General features: G+C 72.1%; 18 protein-coding genes. 12 read left to right on the top strand and 6 right to left on the bottom strand.

Annotated elements, in window-relative coordinates:
• Positions 1-22: 22 nt before the first annotated feature.
• From ACFVQ0_RS23145 to ilvC, 9 genes are all read left to right on the top strand, one after another.
• Positions 23-868 (top strand): kinase, encoded by an 846-nt coding sequence (locus ACFVQ0_RS23145; RefSeq protein ID WP_390090887.1) that lies wholly within the window; start codon positions 23-25, stop codon positions 866-868.
• A gap of 1 nt (position 869) precedes the next feature.
• Positions 870-1,919 (top strand): PLP-dependent cysteine synthase family protein, encoded by a 1,050-nt coding sequence (locus tag ACFVQ0_RS23150; RefSeq protein WP_390090889.1) that lies wholly within the window; start codon positions 870-872, stop codon positions 1,917-1,919.
• The gene (locus tag ACFVQ0_RS23155) at positions 1,916-3,181 is read left to right on the top strand and encodes an ATP-grasp domain-containing protein (protein WP_390090891.1); all 1,266 of its coding nucleotides are present in this window, start codon (positions 1,916-1,918) and stop codon (positions 3,179-3,181) included. The genes ACFVQ0_RS23150 and ACFVQ0_RS23155 overlap by 4 nt, the downstream gene beginning before the upstream one ends.
• A complete protein-coding gene (argH, locus tag ACFVQ0_RS23160) occupies positions 3,178-4,644 on the top strand; it encodes an argininosuccinate lyase (RefSeq protein WP_390090893.1) in 1,467 nt (488 codons plus the stop codon). The genes ACFVQ0_RS23155 and argH overlap by 4 nt, the downstream gene beginning before the upstream one ends.
• Positions 4,641-5,933 carry an MFS transporter gene (locus tag ACFVQ0_RS23165; RefSeq protein WP_390090895.1) on the top strand — a complete coding sequence of 431 codons (1,293 nt, stop codon included), beginning with the start codon at positions 4,641-4,643 and terminating at the stop codon, positions 5,931-5,933. Before argH ends, ACFVQ0_RS23165 begins: the two co-directional genes overlap by 4 nt.
• Before the next feature lie 45 nt (positions 5,934-5,978).
• The gene (locus tag ACFVQ0_RS23170; protein ID WP_390090897.1) at positions 5,979-6,755 is read left to right on the top strand and encodes a 4'-phosphopantetheinyl transferase family protein; all 777 of its coding nucleotides are present in this window, start codon (positions 5,979-5,981) and stop codon (positions 6,753-6,755) included.
• A gap of 133 nt (positions 6,756-6,888) precedes the next feature.
• A complete protein-coding gene (locus ACFVQ0_RS23175; protein ID WP_390090899.1) occupies positions 6,889-8,751 on the top strand; it encodes an acetolactate synthase large subunit in 1,863 nt (620 codons plus the stop codon).
• Positions 8,752-8,765: 14 nt separating this feature from the next.
• Positions 8,766-9,338, top strand: coding sequence for an acetolactate synthase small subunit (gene ilvN, locus ACFVQ0_RS23180; protein WP_390090901.1), 573 nt, complete (start codon positions 8,766-8,768; stop codon positions 9,336-9,338).
• Positions 9,339-9,405: 67 nt separating this feature from the next.
• Positions 9,406-10,410 carry a ketol-acid reductoisomerase gene (ilvC, locus tag ACFVQ0_RS23185; protein WP_390090903.1) on the top strand — a complete coding sequence of 335 codons (1,005 nt, stop codon included), beginning with the start codon at positions 9,406-9,408 and terminating at the stop codon, positions 10,408-10,410.
• 82 nt (positions 10,411-10,492) lie between these two features.
• Here ilvC and ACFVQ0_RS23190 read toward each other — a convergent pair whose 3' ends face one another.
• The 5 genes from ACFVQ0_RS23190 to ACFVQ0_RS23210 form a co-directional block, all read right to left on the bottom strand.
• Complete coding sequence (locus ACFVQ0_RS23190; RefSeq protein ID WP_390090905.1) at positions 10,493-13,867, bottom strand: pyruvate carboxylase; 3,375 nt, start codon at positions 13,865-13,867, stop codon at positions 10,493-10,495.
• 225 nt (positions 13,868-14,092) lie between these two features.
• Positions 14,093-14,881 (bottom strand): SDR family oxidoreductase, encoded by a 789-nt coding sequence (locus ACFVQ0_RS23195; protein WP_390090907.1) that lies wholly within the window; start codon positions 14,879-14,881, stop codon positions 14,093-14,095.
• Between the two features lie 92 nt (positions 14,882-14,973).
• Complete coding sequence (locus tag ACFVQ0_RS23200) at positions 14,974-15,960, bottom strand: acyl-CoA dehydrogenase family protein (RefSeq protein ID WP_390090909.1); 987 nt, start codon at positions 15,958-15,960, stop codon at positions 14,974-14,976.
• On the bottom strand, positions 15,960-17,135 hold the full coding sequence (locus tag ACFVQ0_RS23205) for an acyl-CoA dehydrogenase family protein (RefSeq protein WP_390090911.1): 1,176 nt from the start codon (positions 17,133-17,135) through the stop codon (positions 15,960-15,962). Before ACFVQ0_RS23205 ends, ACFVQ0_RS23200 begins: the two co-directional genes overlap by 1 nt.
• Positions 17,135-17,983 (bottom strand): enoyl-CoA hydratase, encoded by an 849-nt coding sequence (locus ACFVQ0_RS23210; protein ID WP_390090913.1) that lies wholly within the window; start codon positions 17,981-17,983, stop codon positions 17,135-17,137. Before ACFVQ0_RS23210 ends, ACFVQ0_RS23205 begins: the two co-directional genes overlap by 1 nt.
• Positions 17,984-18,100: 117 nt before the next feature.
• On the opposite strand from ACFVQ0_RS23210, the gene ACFVQ0_RS23215 reads away from it, so the two are divergent.
• The 3 genes from ACFVQ0_RS23215 to ACFVQ0_RS23225 are packed head-to-tail and all read left to right on the top strand — an operon-like array spanning position 18,101 to position 20,675.
• Entirely contained in the window at positions 18,101-18,886 is a 786-nt protein-coding gene (locus tag ACFVQ0_RS23215) for an SDR family oxidoreductase (protein ID WP_390090915.1), read from the top strand.
• A complete protein-coding gene (locus tag ACFVQ0_RS23220) occupies positions 18,883-19,485 on the top strand; it encodes a TetR/AcrR family transcriptional regulator (protein ID WP_390090917.1) in 603 nt (200 codons plus the stop codon). The genes ACFVQ0_RS23215 and ACFVQ0_RS23220 overlap by 4 nt, the downstream gene beginning before the upstream one ends.
• Before the next feature lie 32 nt (positions 19,486-19,517).
• Entirely contained in the window at positions 19,518-20,675 is a 1,158-nt protein-coding gene (locus tag ACFVQ0_RS23225; protein ID WP_390090919.1) for an acetyl-CoA C-acetyltransferase, read from the top strand.
• Positions 20,676-20,699: 24 nt separating this feature from the next.
• Here the strand turns inward: ACFVQ0_RS23225 and ACFVQ0_RS23230 are convergent, their stop codons facing one another.
• On the bottom strand, positions 20,700-21,698 hold the full coding sequence (locus ACFVQ0_RS23230) for a DUF6215 domain-containing protein (protein ID WP_390090921.1): 999 nt from the start codon (positions 21,696-21,698) through the stop codon (positions 20,700-20,702).
• Positions 21,699-21,750: the final 52 nt, after the last annotated feature.

The following is a 21,750-nucleotide window of genomic DNA, read 5'->3' on the forward strand; positions in this document are numbered from 1 at the left end:
CCACGGTGAGATCCTGCAAGGCGTGTTCACCGGTGACGGCGGGCTCACCCGAGGTCTCGTCACTCTTCCCTGCACCATTCACGCGACCCGCGCGACGTTCATCCCCGCCCCCGGCGGCGAGGTCACCGTCACGCCGCACTGGAAGGGCAAGGCACGGCGCGCGGCCGAACTCGCGGTCCGCGCCGTGACCCCGCCGGGCGCACAGCCGGCGGGCGGCCACCTCGACCTCACCGGTGACGTACCGCTGTGCCGGGGCTTCGGCTCCTCCACGAGCGATGTGCTCGCCGCCATCTGGGCGGTCAAGGACGCGTTCGTCAGCCCGCTCCCGCCGCAGGAGGTCGCCAGGATCGCGGTACGGGCGGAAACCGCCTCCGACTCCCTGATGTTCGAGGAGTCCACCGTCCTGTTCGCCCAGCGCGAGGGCACGGTGATCGAGGACTTCGGCTACCGGATGCCGGCCCTGCGGATCCTCGGCTTCGGCTCACGGCCCGAGGGCGGCGGGCGCGGCGTGGACACCCTGGCCTTCTCGCCGGCCCGCTACGGGCAGGACGAGATCGACCTCTTCACCCGGCTGCAGTCCATGCTCCGGGAGGCCATCCAGATGAAGGACGTGGCCCTGCTGGGATCGGTGGCCACGGCCAGCACCGAGATCAACCAGCGCCATCTGCCGATCCCGCGGCTCGACCGCATCCGTGACATCGCGCGGGCCACCGGAGCCGTCGGAATCCAGGCGGCGCACAGCGGGGACATCGCCGGACTCATCTTCGACCGGGACGACCCCGAGGTCGAAGCACGGACCGGCACGGCCCAGGACCTCCTGCAAGAGCTCGGAATTCACGAGCAGTGGAACTACACAACGGGTGACTGACATGACGACGACGACTCTCCCCAAGGCTCACTCCTCGATCGTGGAGGCGACGGAGCTGCCCCGCATCATCAAGGTGACCGACAACCTCTACGCGGCCGCCTTCAGCCTGATGAAGCTGCTGCCCGCCCGCTACATCCTCGACCGGGCGGAGGCCGCCGGCCTGATCTCACCCGGCACCCGGATCATCGAGACCTCCTCCGGCACCTTCGCGCTGGGCCTGGCCATGGTCTGCCGGCTGCGCGGCTACCCGCTGACCATCGTCGGAGACTCGGCGATCGACCGCGATCTGCGGACCCGGCTCGAAATGCTCGGCACGACCGTGGAGATCGTCGAGCACACCGGCCAGGCCGGCGGCATCCAGGGCGCCCGGCTCGCCCGCGTGGCCGAGCTGCGCCGGCAGGACCCGGAGGCCTTCGTCCCCGGCCAGTACGACAACCCCGACAACCCCGGCGCGTACGGCGTCGTCGCCGATCTGATCGGGGACACCGTGGGCGCCGTGGACTGCCTGGTGGGCCCGGTGGGTTCGGGCGGCTCCACCGGCGGACTCGCCGCCGCGCTGCGGCAGACCGGCCCCGCCCTCCACCTGGTCGGCGTCGACACCCAGGGGAGCATCATCTTCGGCAGCCCCGACGGACCGCGCACCCTGCGCGGACTCGGCAGCAGCATCCACCCGGGCAACGTCAGCCACACCGCGTACGACGAGGTCCACTGGGTCACCGCGCCCGAGGCGTTCCACGCGACCCACCAGCTCTACCGCGAGCACGGCCTGTTCATGGGCCCGACCAGCGGCGCCTCCTTCCAGGTCGCCTCCTGGTGGGCCGAGCAGAACCCGGGAAGCACCGTCGTGATGGTGCTCCCGGACGAGGGCTACCGCTACCAGTCCACGGTGTACAACGACACCTGGCTGAAGGAGCAGGGCATCGTCCCCGCCCCCGCCGCCGGCGGCCCCCGCACCGTCGAGCACCCGCTGGACGCGACCGCCGCCTGGTCCCGGCTGCTGTGGGCCCGCCGCGGCTTCGACGACGTGGTGATGCCGGTGGTCGGCTCATGAGCGAGCGCCTGCTGCTCCTGGTGGAGAGCAACACCACCGGTACGGGACGGCTGTTCGCCCGCCGCGCGGCCGAACTGGGCGTGGTGCCCGTGCTGCTCTGCGCGGACCCGGGCCGCTACCCGTACGCCGTCGAGGACCGGCTGCGGACCGTCACCGTGGACACCTCCGACGAGGACGCGCTGTGGGCGGCCGTGCGGACACTGGAGGACGGGGCGACCGTCGCGGGCGTCCTGACCAGCTCCGAGTACTACGTACCCACCGCCGCCGCACTGGCCTACCGGCTCGGGCTGCCCGGCCCGTCGGCCGATGCCGTACGGGCCTGCCGCGACAAGGCCGAGCAGCGCCGGGCCCTGACCGGCGCGGGCGTCGGCTCCGCGGCGTTCGCCGCCGTCTCCGAGGTGGCCGGCGCACTCGACGCCGCCCGCCGCATCGGACTGCCCGTGGTGGTCAAGCCGGTACAGGGCTCGGGAAGCCTGGGCGTCCGGCTCTGCACGGACCTCGACGAGGTCGCCGAGCACGCCGGGACACTGCTCTCGGCCACCGTCAACGAACGGGGCATCGCCGCACCGGGCCGGATCCTGGTCGAGGAGTACCTGACGGGCCCCGAGTTCTCCGTCGAGGTGTTCGGCACCGAAGCCGTCGTCACCGTCGCCAAACACGTCGGCCCGCTCCCGGCGTTCGTCGAGACCGGCCACGACGTACCGGCCGCACTCCCCGGCGAACAGGAGATCGCCCTGCGCGAGACCGCCGTACGCGCGGTGCGCGCGCTCGGACTCGGCTGGGGCGCCGCCCACGTGGAACTCCGGCTGACCGGAACCCGCACCGCCCAGGTCATCGAGGTCAACCCCAGGCTGGCCGGCGGCATGATCCCCGAACTGGTCCGCAGGGCCTGCGGGATCGACCTCGTACGCGCCCAGGTGCTCGCCGCGCTCGGCGCCGCCCCCGAACTGGAGCGCGTCGGCCACGCCCGCGCCTCCATCCGCTTCCTCACCTGCGACCGGGACGGCATCCTCGCGCGGTCCGCCGCCCTGCACGACGCCGTGGACCGGGCCCGCACCGTACCGGGCACCGTCGAGGCGCTGTTCTACCGGGCCCCCGGCGAACCGGTCGGCCCGGCGGCGGACTTCCGGGGCCGCGTCGGACACGTCATCGCCGTCGCCGACCGCTCGGGACGGGCGGCGGAGGCAGCCGGCCGGTCCGTGGCCCTGCTCGGTGAAGCCGTGTCGTACGCGGACCTGCACACAGAGGAGGCATACGCATGACCACAGCGCCCGCGCACGGCGTCGACACCGGCCGGCTCAAGGCCGCGCTCGACGCCGAGGCGCACCGAATCGTCTACGACCAGTACCTGCCGGACACCGCCGACGGACTCGGGCAGGAGCTGCGCAGCATCAGCGAGGTCGACCGGGCCCACCTGATCATGCTCACCGAGCGCGGCATCGTCGACCGGGACCGGGCCGCGGCCCTGCTGCGCGCCATCGAGGAGCTGCGCGGGCAGGACTTCGCACCCGTCAGGGCCAGACCGATGCCGCGCGGCGTCTACCTCGCCTACGAGGGCCACCTCATCGAGCAGCTGGGCGACCGGACCGGCGGCATCCTGCACACCGGCCGCTCGCGCAACGACCTCAACGCCACCACCACCCGGCTCAAGGTCCGCGGCCCCTATCTCGCCCTCCTCGACGCGGTCGACCGGCTGGCGGGGGTGCTCCTGGACAAGGCCGAGGAGTACCGGGACGTCGTCATGCCCGCCTACACCCACGGGCAGCCCGCCGTGCCGATCGGCTACGGCCACTACCTCGCCGGTGTCGCCGGCGCCGTACTGCGCGCGTACGAGTCGCTGCTCGACGCCGGACGCCAGATCGACGTCAACCCGCTGGGAGCAGGCGCGATCGGCGGGACCTCCGTCCCCATCGACCCCCGGCGCACCGCAGAGCTCCTCGGCTTCAGCTCCGCCGCGCCCAACTCGGTCGACGCGGTGGCCTCCCGCGACTTCGTCCTGGACCTGCTGTCCGCGTCCGCCGTCCTCGGCGTCGCGCTGGCCCGCACCGGCCGCGACCTGAGCACCTGGACGTCGGAGGAGTTCGGGCTGCTGAGGGTGGGCGACACCCTCGTCGGGTCCAGCTCGATGATGCCGCAGAAACGCAACCCGTTCCTTCTCGAACACATCCAGGGCCGGTCCGCCGCGAGCCTCGGCGCCTTCGTCGGCGCGGCGACCGCCATGACCACCGGCGGCTACACCAACGCCATCGCGGTCGGCACCGAAGCCGTACGCCACCTGTGGCCCGGACTCAGCGACACCACCGACGCGGTGACACTGCTGAGCCTGGTGGTCGCGGGCACCGAACCCGAACGCGAACGCATGACGGAGAGGGCCGTGGACGGATTCACCTCGGCCACCTACCTGGCGGAGCGGCTCGTGCTGGACGGGATGCCGTTCCGGGCCGCGCACCATCTGGTCGGCGAGACCGTGCTCGGTGCCCTGGACTCCGGCCGGTCGCTGGTGGACGCCGCCCGCTTCCCCGCGGTCGAGGACGGCGGACTGGCCCCGGACCTGGTGGCCCAGGCCTGCGCCCACGGCGGCGGACCCGGCTCCACATCCGACGGGATAAGCGCGTTGGCGACCCGGCGCGACGTACTCAAGGCCGAGCTGACCGACCGGCGCACCCGCTGGTCGGACGGGAGCGCCCTGCTCACCCGGGCCGTACTCAAGGCGGTGACGTCATGAGCGCCGGACTGTCCGAGCGGGCCCCCGGCATGGACCGCGAACCGCCGCCGCGCAGAGGGCTGCGCGGCAACCGCGACTTCCGGCTGCTGTGGATCGGCGAGACGACCAACCGCGTCGGCATCAACATCACCGCCGTCGCCATGCCCATGGTCGCCCTGGTGACGCTCAAGGAGAGCGTCTTCTCCGCGAGTCTGCTGGCCGCGGCGCCCTGGCTGCCCTGGCTGCTGATCGGCCTGCCGGCCGGCGCCTGGGTGGACCGGATGCGGCGGCGCCCGATCATGCAGATCTGCAACGTGATCCCGCTCGTGCTCCTGGCCAGCGTGCCGGTCGCGGGCTGGCTCGGCATCCTGACGATGACCCAGCTGCTGACCGTGGCGCTGATCAACGGTTTCGCCGCGGTGTTCTTCGGGATCTCCTACAAGGTCTACGTGCCCTCCATCGTCGAGCCCGAGCACCTCCAGGAGGCCAACGCCAAGCTCCAGGGCAGCGAATCGGTCGCCCAGGTCGCGGGTCTCGGCGGGGGCGGGCTGCTCGCCCAGGCCTTCGGCGCCACCTCCGGTCTCCTCGCCAACTCGGCGACGTTCCTCGTCTCCGCGCTCTGCCTCTCCGGCATCCGCAGCCAGGAGGAGCGGCCTGAGCGGCCCCCGGAACGCCCGGCGCTGAGGCAGGACATCAAGGAGGGGCTCGGCTTCGCCTTCAAGGACCCCTACCTGCGGGTGCTCACCCTCTACGGCACCGCCACCAATCTGGTGCTCACGGCAGAGGCGGCGGTCCTGCCGGCTTTCATCCTCCGCGGACTCGGGATACCCGAAGGCGCCGCCGGATGGCTCCTCGCGTCGAGCAGTATCGGCGGCATCCTCGGGGCCACCGCCGCGAAACGAGTGATCGCGCGGTTCGGCTCGGCCCGCGGACTGCTGGTCGCCACGGTCCTCAGCGCCCCGTTCGCCCTGCTCATCCCGCTGTCCGACACGGACTGGAGACTGGCCGCGCTGGTGGCGGGAAGCGCCGTGCTCTCGCTCGGTGTCGTACTCGCCAACGTGATCCAGGGCGCGTTCCGCCAGCGCTACTGTCCGCCCCAGCTGCTCGGCCGGGTCTCGGCCAGCATCTCGGTCGCGAACTTCGGCGTGATCCCCATCGGTTCACTCCTCGGCGGAGGCCTCGGCACCCTGCTCGGCCTGCGGCCCGCCCTGTGGGTGCTCACCGCAGGGCTCGCCCTGACCCCGCTGCTCCTGCTGACCGGGCCGCTGCGCGGAAGGCGCGACCTGCCGGTCGCGCCGGCCACGCGGTGAGACCCGGCTCGCCTGTCTCACTCCCGTAAGAACAGGAGAGACCCCGTGGAACACACCCTGCCGAGGGTCGTACGTGAGCTCCCACCCCCCGGCTCACTCGACCTCTGGCTCCTGAGGGTCTCGGATGTCCCCCTCGGCATCCTGGACGAACAGGTACTCGACGCGACCGAGCGTCAACGAGCCGCCGGCCTCATGCACGCCGTCGACCGCACCCGGTTCACGGCCGCGCACGTCGCCCTCCGCCGGCTGCTGGGCTCGTACCTGAGCCTGCGCCCGGAGGACGTCCACCTCGGCCGGGACACCTGTCCCTGCTGCGGCGGACCGCACGGCCGGCCCACCGTGCTCGACGCCGAAGAACAGCTGTTCTTCTCGCTGTCCCACCGAGGCGACCTCGCCGTCGTCGGCACCGCTGCGGCCCCCATAGGGGTCGACGTGGAGCTGGTGGGCGACGAGGAGGGCACCGCTGAACTCGCCTCGATGCTGCACGTGGACGAACAGGCGGAACTGGCCGCGCTCAGCCCGGCGGAGCGACCTCGGGCGCTGGCCAGGCTGTGGACCCGCAAGGAGGCCTACCTCAAGGGCCTCGGCACGGGCCTGGGCCGCGACCCCGCTCTCGACTACGTCGGCTCCGGACGCCCCGAGGGGCCGTACCCGCCGTCCGGCTGGACCCTGCTCGACGTCCCGGTGGACCGGGGCTACGCGGCGGCGGTGGCGGTACGCGGCGATCTGAGCGTGGAGGGACCGTTCGTCAAGAGGCTCTCCGGCCTCGACGTCGTACGCCACGCCCGCGATGCCCTGCGGACGGCGGGAGCCCCGCCCTGACCCGCCCGGTCCGCCGGGTGCACCCGACGCGGTGATCACCCGGCGGCGGGCACGTACCACCGGCCGGCACCGCCGCGGCCCCCGATCACCGGAACGGATTCGACAACACCCCTACGGCCTTTTGGAACTGACGATGTCAAACGCTGTGCAGCAGGCCCCCGCGCCCCTCCTCCCGCAAGTGCGGACCCGTCCCACCGGGCAGCCGGACACCGGCGCCGAGCACGTGACGGGTGCCCAGTCGCTCATCCGCTCTCTCGAAGAGGTCGGCGCGGACACCGTGTTCGGCATCCCGGGCGGCTGCATCCTCCCCGCGTACGACCCCCTGATGGACTCGGCCCGGGTCCGTCACGTCCTGGTCCGCCACGAGCAGGGCGCGGGCCACGCGGCCACCGGCTACGCACAGGCCACCGGCAAGGTGGGGGTGTGCATGGCGACCTCGGGTCCGGGCGCCACCAACCTGGTGACCCCGATCGCCGACGCGCACATGGACTCCGTGCCGCTCGTCGCGATCACCGGACAGGTGCCCTCCAAATCGATCGGCACGGACGCCTTCCAGGAGGCGGACATCGTCGGCATCACCATGCCGGTCACCAAGCACAACTTCCTGGTCACCGACGCCGACGACATCCCGCGGACCGTCGCGGAGGCCTTCCACATCGCCGCCACCGGCCGCCCCGGACCGGTGCTCATCGACATCACCAAGGACGCCCTCCAGGCGGCCACCACCTTCCAGTGGCCGCCCGCGCTGGAACTGCCCGGCTACCGCCCGGTCACCAAGCCGCACGCCAAGCAGATCCGCGAGGCCGCCCGGCTCATCGGCGAGGCGCGCCGGCCGGTCCTCTACGTCGGCGGCGGGGTCCTCAAGGCACGCGCCACCGCCGAGCTGCGCACCCTGGCCGAGCTGACCGGGGCCCCCGTCGTCACCACCCTGATGGCGCTTGGCGCCTTCCCCGGCAGCCACCCACAGCACATCGGGATGCCCGGCATGCACGGTGACGTCGCCGCGGTCGCCGCGCTGCAGAAGGCGGACCTGATCGTCGCCCTGGGGGCCCGGTTCGACGACCGGGTCACCGGCAGACTCGACGGCTTCGCCCCGCACGCCAAGGTCGTCCACGCCGACATCGACCCGGCGGAGATCGGCAAGAACCGGCTCGCGGACGTCCCGATCGTCGGGGACGCCCGCGAGGTGCTCGACGCCCTGTCCGTCGCCGTGCGCGGCGACCGGGACGAGGGGCGCTCGGGCGACTACACGGCCTGGTGGCGCGAGCTGGACCGCTGGCGGACCACCTACCGGCGCGGCTACGAGCTCCCCGCGGACCCGGGGCTGCTCTCCCCGCAGCAGGTCATCGAGCGGATCGGTCAACTCGCTCCGGCCGGAACACTGTTCGCGTCCGGCGTGGGCCAGCACCAGATGTGGGCGGCGCAGTTCCTCCCGCACGAGGAACCGGACACCTGGTTCAACTCGGGCGGTGCCGGGACGATGGGGTACGCGGTCCCGGCGGCGATGGGTGCCAAGGCCGGGATGCCGGACCGCACGGTCTGGGCGATCGACGGTGACGGCTGCTTCCAGATGACCAATCAGGAGCTCACCACCTGCGCGCTCAACAACATCCCGATCAAGGTCGCGATCATCAACAACGGCGCGCTCGGGATGGTCCGCCAGTGGCAGACCCTCTTCTACAACCAGCGGTACTCCAACACCGTGCTGCACACCGGCGCCGACACCGACGGCCTCCCGGCGAAGGGCACCCGGGTGCCCGACTTCGTACAGCTCTCGGAGGCGATGGGCTGTGTGGGCCTGCGCTGCGAGAACCCGTACGAGCTCGACGCGATCATCGACAAGGCCAACTCGATCAACGACCGCCCCGTCGTAGTGGACTTCATCGTCCACGAGGACGCGATGGTGTGGCCGATGGTCCCCGCCGGCACCTCCAACGACGACATCATGGCCGCACGCGACGTCCGCCCCGACTTCGGCGACTCCGCGGACGACTGAGAGGACCTCCCGACATGTCCCAGCACACGCTCTCCGTCCTGGTCGAGAACACGCCCGGCATCCTCGCCCGGGTCGCCGCACTGTTCTCGCGCCGCGGCTTCAACATCGACTCGCTCGCGGTCGGCACCACGGAACACCCCGATCTCTCCCGCATCACGATCGTCGTCCGGGTCGATCACGAACTCGCCCTTGAGCAGGTGACCAAGCAGCTCAACAAGCTGGTCAACGTCCTGAAGATCGTCGAGCTGGAGGCCGACTCGGCCGTCCAGCGCGAGCTGGTCCTGGTGAAGGTGAGCGCCGACAACGCCTCGCGCGCCCAGATCGTGCAGATCGCCGAACTGTTCCGGGCCAGAACCGTGGACGTCTCGCCCGAAGCCGTCACCCTTGAGGCGACCGGCTCCGGCGACAAGCTCGACGCGATGCTCAGGGTGCTCGCCGCCTTCGGTATCAAGGAGCTCGTCCAGTCCGGCGCCATCGCGATCGGCAGGGGCTCCCGGGCGCTGGCCGACCGCACCGCGCGCGAGGCCCGGCCGATCCGCCTGACCCCGGCCGCCGGCACCACCGCGGTACGCGCGCAGAGCGCGTAACCCCCCGGCCGTCCCCGCTGTTCCCGTCCGTACACCCTCATATTCCAGGAACCAAGGAGAACTCCCCATGCCTGCCGAGATGTTCTACGACGCCGATGCCGACCTGTCCGTCATCCAGGGCCGCAAGGTCGCGGTCCTCGGCTACGGCAGCCAGGGCCACGCCCACGCGCTGTCGCTGCGCGACTCGGGTGTCGACGTCCGTGTCGGTCTGCACGAGGGCTCGAAGTCCAAGGCCAAGGCCGAGGAGCAGGGCCTGCGCGTGGTGACGCCCGCCGAGGCGTCCGCCGAGGCCGACGTCATCATGATCCTGGTTCCGGACCCGATCCAGGCCCAGGTCTACGAGGAGTCCGTCAAGGACAACCTCAAGGACGGCGACGCGCTGTTCTTCGGCCACGGCCTGAACATCCGCTTCGACTTCATCAAGCCGCCGGCGGGCGTCGACGTCTGCATGGTCGCCCCGAAGGGCCCGGGTCACCTGGTCCGCCGCCAGTACGAGGAGGGCCGCGGCGTTCCGTGCATCGTGGCCGTCGAGCAGGACGCCACGGGCAAGGGCCTGGAGCTGGCGCTCTCGTACGCCAAGGGCATCGGCGGCACCCGCGCCGGCGTCATCAGGACCACGTTCACCGAGGAGACCGAGACGGATCTGTTCGGTGAGCAGGCGGTGCTGGCCGGTGGTACGGCGGCGCTGGTGAAGGCCGGTTTCGAGACGCTGACCGAGGCGGGTTACCAGCCGGAGATCGCGTACTTCGAGTGCCTGCACGAGCTGAAGCTCATCGTGGACCTCATGTACGAGGGCGGCCTGGAGAAGATGCGCTGGTCCATCTCGGAGACCGCCGAGTGGGGCGACTACGTCACCGGCCCGCGCATCATCACCGACGCGACCAAGGCCGAGATGAAGAAGGTCCTCGCCGAGATCCAGGACGGCACCTTCGCCAAGAACTGGATGGCCGAGTACCACAACGGTCTGCCTAAGTACAACGAGTACAAGAAGGCCGACAGCGACCACCTGCTGGAGACCACGGGCCGTGAGCTCCGCAAGCTCATGAGCTGGGTCAACGACGACGACGCGTGACAGCGCACGGGCCGCAGCACACCGGCCGCCGGATTCCGGCGGCCGGTGGCCGGCGCCCTGCGGGCCTCCTCCAGGGGGTCCGTCAGGCGATCTCGATGAGCAGATCGCCCGCCTCGACCTGCTGGACCCGGCCGATCGCGAGACGCCGGACCGCCCCGGCGGACTGGGCGGTGATCGACGCCTCCATCTTCATGGCCTCGATGGTGGCGACCGTCTGGCCCGCGGAGACCGAGGCGCCCTCCTCCACCTGGAGGGTGACGACCCCGGCGAACGGGGCCGCGACATGGCCCGCGTTGCCCCGGTCCGCCTTCTCGGCGGCCTTGACCTCGGTGGCGACGGACCTGTCCCGCACCGAGACCGGCCGCAACTGCCCGTTGAGGGTGGCCAGCACGCTGCGGAAGCCGCGCTCGTCGGCCTCGGAGATGGCCTCCAGCTCGATCAGCAGGGTGACACCCGGGTCGAGCGTGACCGTGTGCTCGGTCTCCGTCTCCAGCCCGTACAGGAAGTCCGGGGTCGGCAGGACGGAGGTGTCGCCGTACGCCTCGCGGTGGGCCTCGAACTCCTTGGTCGGGCCGGGAAAGAGCAGCCGGTTCAGGGTCGCGCGTGGCGACTTCTCCAGCCCCTCGCGGTCCTCGTCGGAGAGCTGCGGCGGCTGCGCCTTCTCCGGGCGGCCCTTCAGCGCGCGGGTGCGGAACGGCTCGGGCCAGCCGCCGGGCGGGTCGCCCAGCTCGCCGCGCAGGAACCCGATCACGGAGTCCGGTACGTCGAACTTGCCGGGGTCGGACTCGAAGTCGGCCGCCTCGACGCCCGCGCCCACCAGATGCAGCGCCAGATCGCCCACCACCTTGGACGACGGCGTCACCTTCACCAGCCGCCCGAGCATCCGGTCGGCCGCGGCGTAGCAGTCCTCGATGAGTTCGAAGCGGTCGCCCAGACCGAGGGCGATGGCCTGCTGGCGCAGGTTGGAAAGCTGCCCGCCGGGGATCTCGTGATGGTAGATCCGGCCGGTGGGCGAGGCGAGACCGGACTCGAAGGGGGCGTAGACCTTGCGGGTCGCCTCCCAGTAGGGCTCCAGGTCGCCGACGGCCTGGAGCGAGAGGCCGGTGGCCCGTTCGGTGTGGTCGGTGGCGGCGACCAGCGCGGACAGCGAGGGCTGGCTGGTCGTACCGGACATGGAGGCGACCGCAGCGTCCACCGCGTCGACGCCCGCGTCGATGGCGGCGATGAGGGTGGCCAGCTGCCCGCCGGGGGTGTCGTGCGTGTGCAGATGGACGGGCAGGTCGAACCGCTCGCGCAGCGCGGTGACCAGGGTGCGGGCGGCGGGCGGACGCAGCAGCCCGGCCATGTCCTTGATGGCGAGGACATGGGCGCCCGCGTCCACGATCTGCTCCGCGAGACGCAGGTAGTAGTCCAGGGTGTACAGGGTCTCGCCGGGGTCCGAGAGGTCCGCGGTGTAGCAGAGCGCCACTTCCGCGACCGAGGTGCCGGTGGCGCGCACGGCGTCGATGGCCGGGCGCATCTGGGAGACGTCGTTGAGGGCGTCGAAGATCCGGAAGATGTCCATTCCGGCGGTCGCGGCCTCGGCGACGAACGCCTCTGTGACCTCGGTGGGGTAGGGCGTGTAGCCGACCGTGTTGCGGCCCCGCAGCAGCATCTGGGTGCAGATGTTGGGCACGGCCTCCCGGATCTTCACCAGCCGTTCCCACGGGTCCTCGGCCAGGAAGCGCAGCGCCACGTCGTAGGTGGCGCCGCCCCAGCATTCGAGGCTCAGCAGCTCGGGGGCGGTCCGGGCCACGTGCGGGGCGACGGCCAGCAGATCGCGGGTCCGCACCCGGGTGGCCAGCAGCGACTGGTGCGCGTCCCGGAACGTGGTGTCGGTGACGGCGACGGCGGGCCGGGCGCGCAGCTCGGCCGCGAAGGCCTCCGGGCCGAGGGCCGCCAGGCGCTGGCGGGAACCGGCGGGCGGCGACCCGGTCGGCAGGGCCGGCAGCTTGTCCGCCGGGTCGATGACGGAGGGGCGGGGGCCGTAGGGCCGGTTGACGGTGGTCTCGGCCAGGTAGCCGAGCATCCGGCTGCCCCGGTCGGCCGAGGGGCGGGCCCGGATCAGCTCCGGGTGTTCCTCGATGAAGCTCGTCGTGATGCGCCCGGCCCGGAAGTCGGGCTGGTCCAGTACGGCGCCCAGGAACGGCAGGTTGGTCGCCACACCCCGGATGCGGAATTCCGCGATGGCCCGGCGTGCCCGGCGGGCCGCGTTGGCGAAGTCGTGCCCGTGGCAGGTGAGCTTGACGAGCATCGAGTCGAAGTGGGCGGACACCTCCGCGCCGGTGTGGACGGTGCCGCCGTCCAGCCGTACTCCGGGCCCGCCGGGGGAGCGGTAGGCGGAGATGGTGCCGGTGTCCGGCCGGAAGCCGTTGGCCGGGTCCTCCGTGGTGATGCGGCACTGCATCGCGGTGCCGTTGAGGGTGATGTCGTCCTGGGAGAGGTGCAGTTCGGGCAGCGTCAGGCCGGCCGCGATGCGCAGCTGGGCGATGACCAGGTCGCGTCCGGTGACCTGCTCGGTGACGGTGTGCTCGACCTGGATGCGCGGGTTCATCTCGATGAAGACGTGGTTGCCGCGCTCGTCGACGAGGAACTCGACCGTGCCCGCGTTGACGTAGCCGATGTGGTGGGCGAAGGCGACGGCGTCGGCGCAGATCCGGTCCCGCAGCTCCGGGTCGAGGTTCGGGGCGGGCGCGATCTCGACGACCTTCTGGTGGCGGCGCTGCAACGAGCAGTCCCGCTCGTACAGGTGCACGACATTGCCCTCGGCGTCGGCGAGGATCTGCACCTCGATGTGGCGGGGGTTGATGACCGCCTGCTCCAGGAAGACCGTCGCGTCACCGAACGAGGAGCGCGCCTCGCGCATGGCCGCGTCGATCGACTCGCGCAGTTCGCCCGCCGTGGCGACCCGGCGCATGCCGCGTCCGCCGCCGCCCGCGACGGCCTTGACGAAGACCGGGAAGCCGATGTCCTCCGCTGCCGCGACGAGCGCGTCGACGTCCTCGGAGGGCTCGGAGGACTTCAGCACCGGCACCCCGGCCTCCCGCGCGGCGGCGACCGCGCGGGACTTGTTCCCCGTCAGGTTCAGTACGGAGGCGGGCGGTCCGACGAACGTGATGCCGGCCTCCGCGCACGCGGCCGCGAGGTCCGGGTTCTCCGACAGGAAGCCGTAGCCGGGGTAGACCGCGTCGGCGCCTGCCTTCCGGGCGGCCTTGATGACCTCGTCGACCGAGAGGTAGGCGCGCACCGGATGGCCGGGCTCCCCGATCCGGTAGGCCTCGTCCGCCTTGGCCCGGTGCAGTGAGTTGCGGTCCTCGTGGGGGTACACCGCCACCGTGGAGATCCCGAGTTCGAACGCGGCGCGGAACGCGCGGATCGCGATCTCTCCACGGTTGGCGACCAATACCTTCTCGAACATCAAACTCCCCAGTCGTGTCACGGGCGCGTGGCGTCAGGACGGGCGATGTCGCACGGGCGCACCGGTCGGTGTCCCGTGGTCACTCTGCGGCGGCGAACCGCTCCGGGCCTTCCAGGGACTGTCCGGCCCGAAGCGTTCGACACCGTACCGGAGACCTACCCACGGATCGCGGACACAGAGGATGGTCTGCGTCACGTGCGCCGGTGCGGTCCCGCGGCGCGGGCCTCACCCCGGTTCGCCGGCCGCCTTCGCGGCGAGGTAGCGGGCCGGGAACTCCCCGCCGCCGTGCACCGCCAGATCCGCCCCGTTGACGTATCCGGACAGTTCGCTCGCGAGGTACAGGCAGGCCTGGGCGACGTCCTCGGGTACGGCCATCCGGCCCATCGGGATGACGCCCGCCACCGAGGCGCCGCCGTCCGCGCCGTAGACCTCGGCCGCGCCCGGCGTGCGGATCAGCCCGGTGGTGATGTGGTTGACCCGGACCGCCGGTGCCCACTCCAGGGCCAGCGCCCTGGTGAGTGCCAGGAGCCCGGCCTTGGCGGCGGTGTAGGCGGCGGTGCCGGGCTGCGGGTGATGGGCGGAGACGCTGCCGATGTTGACGATCGAACCGCCGCCGGCCCGGTCCCGCATGACGCGGTTGGCCGCCTGCGCCACGTAGAAGGGCGCGAGCAGATTGAGCGCGACGACCTTCTCGACGAAGCGCGGTGAGACGGTGGCCGCGTCGGCGTCGGGCGAGCCGCCCGCGTTGTTCACGAGCACGTCGAGCCGGCCGAAGCGCTCCACCGCGCTGTCCACCAGGGAGGCCGCCGCCGCCGGATCGCGGACGTCGGCGGCGCGGAAGACGGCCTCCCGGTCCCCGGCGCGGGGCAGGGTGTCCGGGGTGGTGCGGCCGCAGACGACCACGTCCGCCCCGGTCCGGAGGAAGGCTGAGGCGATGGCGGCCCCGATGCCCTTGGTGCCGCCGGTGACCAGCACCACGCGCCCGGTGAAGTCCAGCGGGCTTTCGGTGTCCATGATGTGAGGCCCTTCCCGTCCGGTCCTGCCTGATCCTGTCCGACGGTTCCAGCGGGTCGCCGGCCCGTCCGGCCGCTCTCCCGCGTGTGCGGTCAGCCGGCCAGGACCCGCGCCCGGCACGCGGCCGGGGTGCCCCAGGCGTCCCGCAGCGGACGGGCCTTGCGGATCCACAGCGACAGGTCGAGCTCGTCGGTGTACCCCACCGCACCGTGCAGTTGGAGGGCGGTGCGCGCCGCCCGGTACGCGGCCTCGCCCGCGGTGACCTTGGCCGCGGCGATATCGCGCCCCGCCCCGTCGTCCCCGGCGGCGAGCGCGAGGGCGGCGCCGTGCACCAGCGGCTCGGTGAACTCCAGGGCCAGCAGGGTGTCCGCCAGCCGGTGCTTGACCGCCTGGAAGGAGCCGATCGCCACCCCGAACTGGGTGCGCTGGGTGACGTAGGCGACGGTACGGGTGAGCAGGGCGCGGCCGACCCCGAGCGCCTGGGCCGCCGCGGCGAGCGCGGCGACATCGGCCGCGTACCGCGCCGCGGCGGTCACCTCGGGACCCCGGGCGACGACCGCGCCCCCGGACGGCCGCGACAGCCGCCGCGCCGGATCGGCCGACGGCTGCACGGGACCGGGACCGGCGGTGAGGCGCAGGGTGTCGCCGTCCACCACGAACACCGCGTCGGCCGCGTCCGCGTCCAGGGCGTACGGGCCGAGGGAGGTCAGGCAGAGCGAGACGAGGGACGTGCCGGAGGCGATGGCGGGCAGCCGGGCGGCGGCCGTGTCCGGGTCCCCGAGCCGGTCCAGCAGCGCCGCCGCGGCCACCGTCTCGACCAGCGGTCCGGGAACCGCGTGGCGCCCCAGCGCCTCGAAGGCGACGGCGAGTTCGACCGGCAGCGGGCCGAACCCGTCGTGCTCCTTCGGGACCGCGAGCGCGAACACCCCGGCCTCGGCCAGCCGTGTCCAGAGCGCCCGCCCCGGGGCGTGGTCGCCCGTGGCCCAGGACCGGATCACGGCCGGGGTGTCGCCGGCGGTGAGCAGGGCGTCGAGCGAGCGGGCGAACTCCCGCTGCTCGGCGTCGGGGAAGAAGCGCATCACCGGCGTCCCTTCGGCAGGCCGAGCAGCCGCTCGGCGATGATGTCGCGCTGGATCTCGTTGGTGCCCGCGTACACGGGACCGGCCAGGGAAAAGGTGTAGCCCTCGGCCCAGGCCCCGGCGGCGGGCGATTCGCCCGCGTGGTCCGCGAGTTCGCCGTACGGGCCGAGCAGGTCGAGGGCCGTCTCGTGCAGGGCGATGTCCAGTTCGGACCAGTAGATCTTGTTGAGGCTGGAGGCGGCCTGGGCGGGCCCGCCCTCTTCGTGCAGCACGTGGGAGGCGCCCCGGTAGGAGAACAGCCGGTAGGCGCGGGCCCCGATCACGGCGTCGGCCACCCGGTCGCGCAGCGCCGTGTCGGCCGGATCGCCGTGTTCGCGCCACAGCGCGGTCAGCCGGTCCGCGGCGGCCGTGAACCGGCCCGGACTGCGCAGGGTGAGTCCGCGTTCGTTGCCGGTGGTGCTCATCGCGACCCGCCAGCCCTGTCCGGGCTCACCGATCACGTCCCTGTCGGGGACGAAGACCTCGTCCAGGAAGAGTTCCGCGAAGGCGGGCTTCCCGTCGAGCCGCCCGATGGGCCGCACGGTGACACCCTCCGCGTCCAGCGGGAACATCAGATACGTCAGTCCCCGGTGCGGCCGGTCCGCCTCCGGGTCGCTGCGGAACAGGCCGAAGGCGCGGTCCGCGAAGGCGGCCCGCGAGGACCAGGTCTTCTGGCCGCTGAGCAGCCAGCCGCCGTCGGTGCGTACGGCGGTCGAGCGCAGCGAGGCCAGATCGGAGCCGGACTCCGGCTCGGACCAGGCCTGCGCCCAGATGACCTCGCCGCTCGCCATCGGGGGCAGGATCCGGGCCCGCTGCTCTGCGGTGCCGTTCTCGAAGAGGGTGGGGGCCAGCAGGCTGATGCCGTTCTGGCTGACCCGGCCGGGCGCCCCGGCGGCGTAGTACTCCTCCTCGAAGACCAGCCAGCGCAGCAGTGAGCCGCCGCGTCCGCCGAACTCCTGCGGCCAGGACACCACCGACCAGCGGTCGGCGGCCAGGGTGGCCTCCCACTCCCGGTGGGCGGCGAACCCCTCGCGGGTCTCCAGGGACGGCAGCGGGACGGCCGGCACGTGGGCGGCCAGCCAGTCGCGCACCTCGGTCCGGAACTCCTCGTCGGCCGCGTCGAATTCGAGGTCCATCAGGCACCCGCCCTCTTCATCGCCCGGATGTCCATGCCGCCCAGCGCGTCGGCCGCGGTCTCGGCGTTGTGGGCGTGCGCCAGGTGGTGCAGGCCGAACACGGAGTCCATGCCGGTGTGCATGCCCTGCAGATCCTCGGCCTGGTTGACGGCGCGTTTGGTCAGGGCGAGGCCCAGGCGCGGCATCTCCGCGATCCGCAGCGCCAACTCTCGTGTCCGCTCGGGCAGTTCCACCCGGGGGACGACCCGGTTGACCATGCCGACCTCGTACGCGCGCCGCGCGCTCATCCGGTCGCCGGTGTACAGGAACTCCTTGGCGATCCGGGGCGGCATCACCCAGGGATGCGCGAAGTACTCGACACCGGGGATGCCCATGCGGACCACCGGATCGGCGAAGTACGCGTCCTCGGAGGCCACGATCAGATCGCAGACCCAGGCCAGCATCAGTCCGCCCGCCACACACGCGCCCTGTACGGACGCGATGACGGGTTTGGGCAGCTCCCGCCACCGGCGGCACATCCCCAGATACACCTCGGACTCCCGGGCGAACCGGCTCTCCGCGCCCTCCTTGTCCGAGTGGTCCCACCAGAGTCCCGCCCGGCGTTCGAAGGGCAGATGGGCGTCGCGCTCCGGGGTGCCGATGTCGTGCCCGGCGGAGAAGTGCCTGCCCGCTCCGGCCAGGACGACGGCCTTCACCTCGCTGTCGTCGGTGGCGCGGTAGAAGGCCCGGTCCAGGGCGTAGGTCATGGCGGAGTTCTGCGCGTTGCGGTAGTCGGGCCGGTTCATGGTCACCGTCGCGACGGGTCCCCGCTTCTCGTAGCGCACCGGTTCGTCATGGGCAGCGGACATCGGCCCCTCCTTCCCTAACAAGTGTTTGGTAGATTAACGTACCGGCATGAGCAGCGTCGAGGAGTTCCGCACCGTCACCGCCGAGCGCGTCATCGGCCTGCCGGAGGAGAGTCGCCCGTGACCACCCAGCCGCCCTACGTAGCGGGGCACTCGCTTCTGGCCGGACGCACCGCCGTGATCACCGCCGCCGCGGGCGCCGGGATCGGCGGCGCCACCGCCCGCAGGTTCCTGGAGGAGGGCGCCCGGATCGTCATCGGTGACGCCCACGCCCGCCGGCTGGGGGAGAGCGCCACCGCCCTGGCCGAGGAGTTCGGCGACGAGAACGTCGCCGCCCTGCCCTGCGACGTCACGGTCCAGGAGCAGGTCGACGCCCTGTTCTCGTTCGCCGCCGAGCGCCACGACGGCCTCGACATCGTCGTCAACAACGCGGGACTCGGCGGCACCGCCGACCTCGTCGAGATGACCGACGAGCAGTGGTCGAAGGTCCTCGACGTCACTCTGAACGGCACCTTCCGCTGCACCCGCGCCGCACTGCGCCACTTCAAGGAGCGTGACAGCGGCGGCGTCGTCGTCAACAACGCCTCCGTCGTGGGCTGGCGCGCCCAGCGCGGCCAGGCCCACTACGCCGCCGCGAAGGCCGGCGTGATGGCCCTCACCCGGTGCGCCGCCCTGGAGGCCGCCGGCTTCGGCGTACGCGTCAACGCCGTCGCCCCCAGCCTGGCCATGCACCCGCACCTGGTGAAGGTCACCACCCCGGAGCTGCTGGCCGAACTCACCGAACGGGAGGCCTTCGGCCGGTACGCCGAGCCCTGGGAGATCGCCAACGTCATCGTCTTCCTGGCCAGCGGCTACTCCTCGTACATGACGGGGGAGACCGTCTCTGTCAGCAGCCAGAGGGCGTGACCGCGATCGCCGGGAGCGCCAACGCCGAACGACGCGCCGAACTCCTGGCCACCGCCGCCGAGGTGTTCGCCGCCCTCGGCTACAACGCCACCACCGTCCGCCGGATCGCGGACGAGGCGGGGCTGCTCGCGGGCAGTCTCTACTACCACTTCGACTCCAAGGAGTCGATGCTGGACGAGATCCTCTCGGCCTTCCTGGACGAACTGTGGGCGGGCTACGGCACCGTTCTCGCCGCCGGACTCGGACCCGGTGCGACCATCGAGGCGCTCGTCACCCAGTCCTTCCGGCAGATCGACCGGCACGGCCCGGCGGTCGCCATCTACCAGAAGGAGTCCGGCCGGCTCTCCGCCCAGCCGCGATTCGCCTACCTCACCGACTCCCGGGCGAAGTTCGAGGACGCCTGGCTGCGGACCCTGGAACGCGGGGTGGCCGAGCGGGCCTTCCGCGGCGACCTGGACGTCAGGCTCGTCTACCGCTTCGTCCGCGACACCGTCTGGGTCGCCGCCTCCTGGTACCGCCCCGGCGGTACCCACACCCCGGAGGAGATCGCCCGCCAGTACCTGTCCATGGTCCTGGAAGGCATCACCCCACGTACCTGACACGCCATCAACACGCCCACGAAGGAGCAGTCATGGCCGAGGCCTACATCGTCGACGCGGTACGAACCCCGGTCGGCCGCCGCAAGGGCGGGCTGTCCGCCGTCCACCCCGCCGACCTCGGGGCGCACGTCATCAAGGCGCTCATCGAGCGCAGCGGGGTCGACCCGGCGGCCGTGGAGGACGTCGTCTTCGGCTGCCTGGACACCGTCGGCCCGCAGGCAGGCGACATCGCCCGCACCGCGTGGCTCGCCGCGGGCCTCCCCGAGGAGGTGCCCGGCACCACCGTCGACCGGCAGTGCGGCTCCTCCCAGCAGGCCGTCCACTTCGCCGCCCAGGGCGTGCTGTCCGGCACCCAGGACCTGGTCGTGGCGGGCGGCACCCAGAACATGTCGATGATCCCCATCGCCTTCGCCAGCCGCCAGGCCGCGGAGCCGCTCGGGCTGACCGACGGCCCGTACGCGGGCTCCGTCGGCTGGCGCGCCCGCTACGGCGACGCACCCGTCAACCAGTTCCACGGCGCCGAACTCATCGCCGAGAAGTGGGGCATCAGCCGCCAGGACATGGAGGAGTTCGCCCTGCGCTCGCACCGGCGGGCCCTGCGCGCCATCGACGAGGGCCGCTTCGACCGCGAGACCGTCGCCTACGGGGACGTCCGGGTGGACGAGGGGCCGCGCCGCGACACCTCGCTGGAGAAGATGGCAGGACTCAAACCGGTCGTCGAGGGCGGCAGGCTGACCGCCGCCGTCTCCTCGCAGGTCTCCGACGGCGCCTCCGCGCTGCTCATCGCCTCCGAACGGGCCGTCGCCGAGCACGGCCTCAACCCCCGTGCCCGCGTGCACCACCTCTCGGTGCGCGGCGAGGACCCGATCCGGATGCTCTCCGCACCGATCCCGGCGACGGCGTACGCCCTGAAGAAGGCCGGGATGTCTCTCGACGACATCGACCTCGTCGAGATCAACGAGGCGTTCGCCCCGGTCGTCCTGGCCTGGCTGAAGGAGACCGGCGCCGACCCCGACAGGGTCAACGTCAACGGCGGCGCCATCGCGCTCGGTCACCCGCTCGGCGCCACCGGCACCAAGCTGATGACGACCCTCCTGCACGAACTGGAGCGCACCGGCGGGCGCTACGGACTGCAGACCATGTGCGAGGGCGGCGGCCAGGCCAACGTCACCATCATCGAACGCCTCTGATACGTCCCGGCCGGGCCGGGTGACTCACCGGGCCGCCCGGTCCGGGACCGTCGGAAGAACCTCCTCGGCGATGTTGAGGAGGACGCCGTCGTCGGGGAGGGCTCCGGACCGGCTCCAGACGGTGATGTCGTAGTAGCCGCCCGCGTCCTTCTTGTCGAGAGCCACGGTCAGCGTCCTGGCGAGCGGGCCTTCCTCGACGGGCCCGCTGGAATCCTTGCTTCCGAGGTTGATCTCGAACCTCATGGTGGGATCCGAGGAGAAGACCGCGGGCCGGCCGAGAATCGTGTCCGTCCTGTTGTACTCACCTCCGGTCTTCATCATCTTCACGTACTGGGCGACCGACAGTTTGTTGTACGTGGCCGAGAGGTTCACGGTGTACGTGTCGAACTCGACCCGGGCCTCGGGCTCGGCCACCTTCCCGTCGGTCAGGGCCGAGGTGCCGCTGGTACCGGTGGCCGAGGTCGCCCTCTCGTCCGGCGTTCCCACGAGCTGTGCCAGGTCGGAACGGTTGAGTGCCTCGCACAGCTCGTCACCCGTGACGGCCTTCGGAGTCCTGGCGTACGCCTTCGGCAGCTTCCCGTCCTCGCCGCCCGAACAGGAGGCGGGCGCGGCTGTGTTGCCGTCGCCGTCCGCCGCCGTCATGTGCGGAGCCACCCACACCGCGGCCGCGAGCCCCCCGAACAGGGCCACGGCCGCGAATGCCTGTCCCCAGGCGTTGGGCTCCTTCTTCGGCGTCGCGGGCACGGCTCCGGGCCGCGGCTGCGGCAGCGGTTGCGGCACGGTGCCGTCCGCCGGGTCCGGCTGGTCCGGCCGGCCCGGGTTCCGGCGGGCGCGCAGTGCGCGGACCACGGTGTGGACGCGAACCGCGGTGAACACGAGGAAGGCCGTGCCGATGCCGGCCGCGGTCCAGTTCCGTTCGTGAGCGGCGAGATACATGATGCGTACGCCGAAGACGGACCCGACCAGGATGAAGACGGGCTCGCGGACCCAGAAGGGCAGGAGGCGAAGGAGGAGACCGAGCATTCGGTGATCTCACCAGAGCACCTCGGTAACCGCTGTGATGGAAGCCATAATT

It is taken from the genome of Streptomyces sp. NPDC057900 (genome assembly GCF_042887885.1).
Lineage (GTDB): Bacteria > Actinomycetota > Actinomycetes > Streptomycetales > Streptomycetaceae > Streptomyces.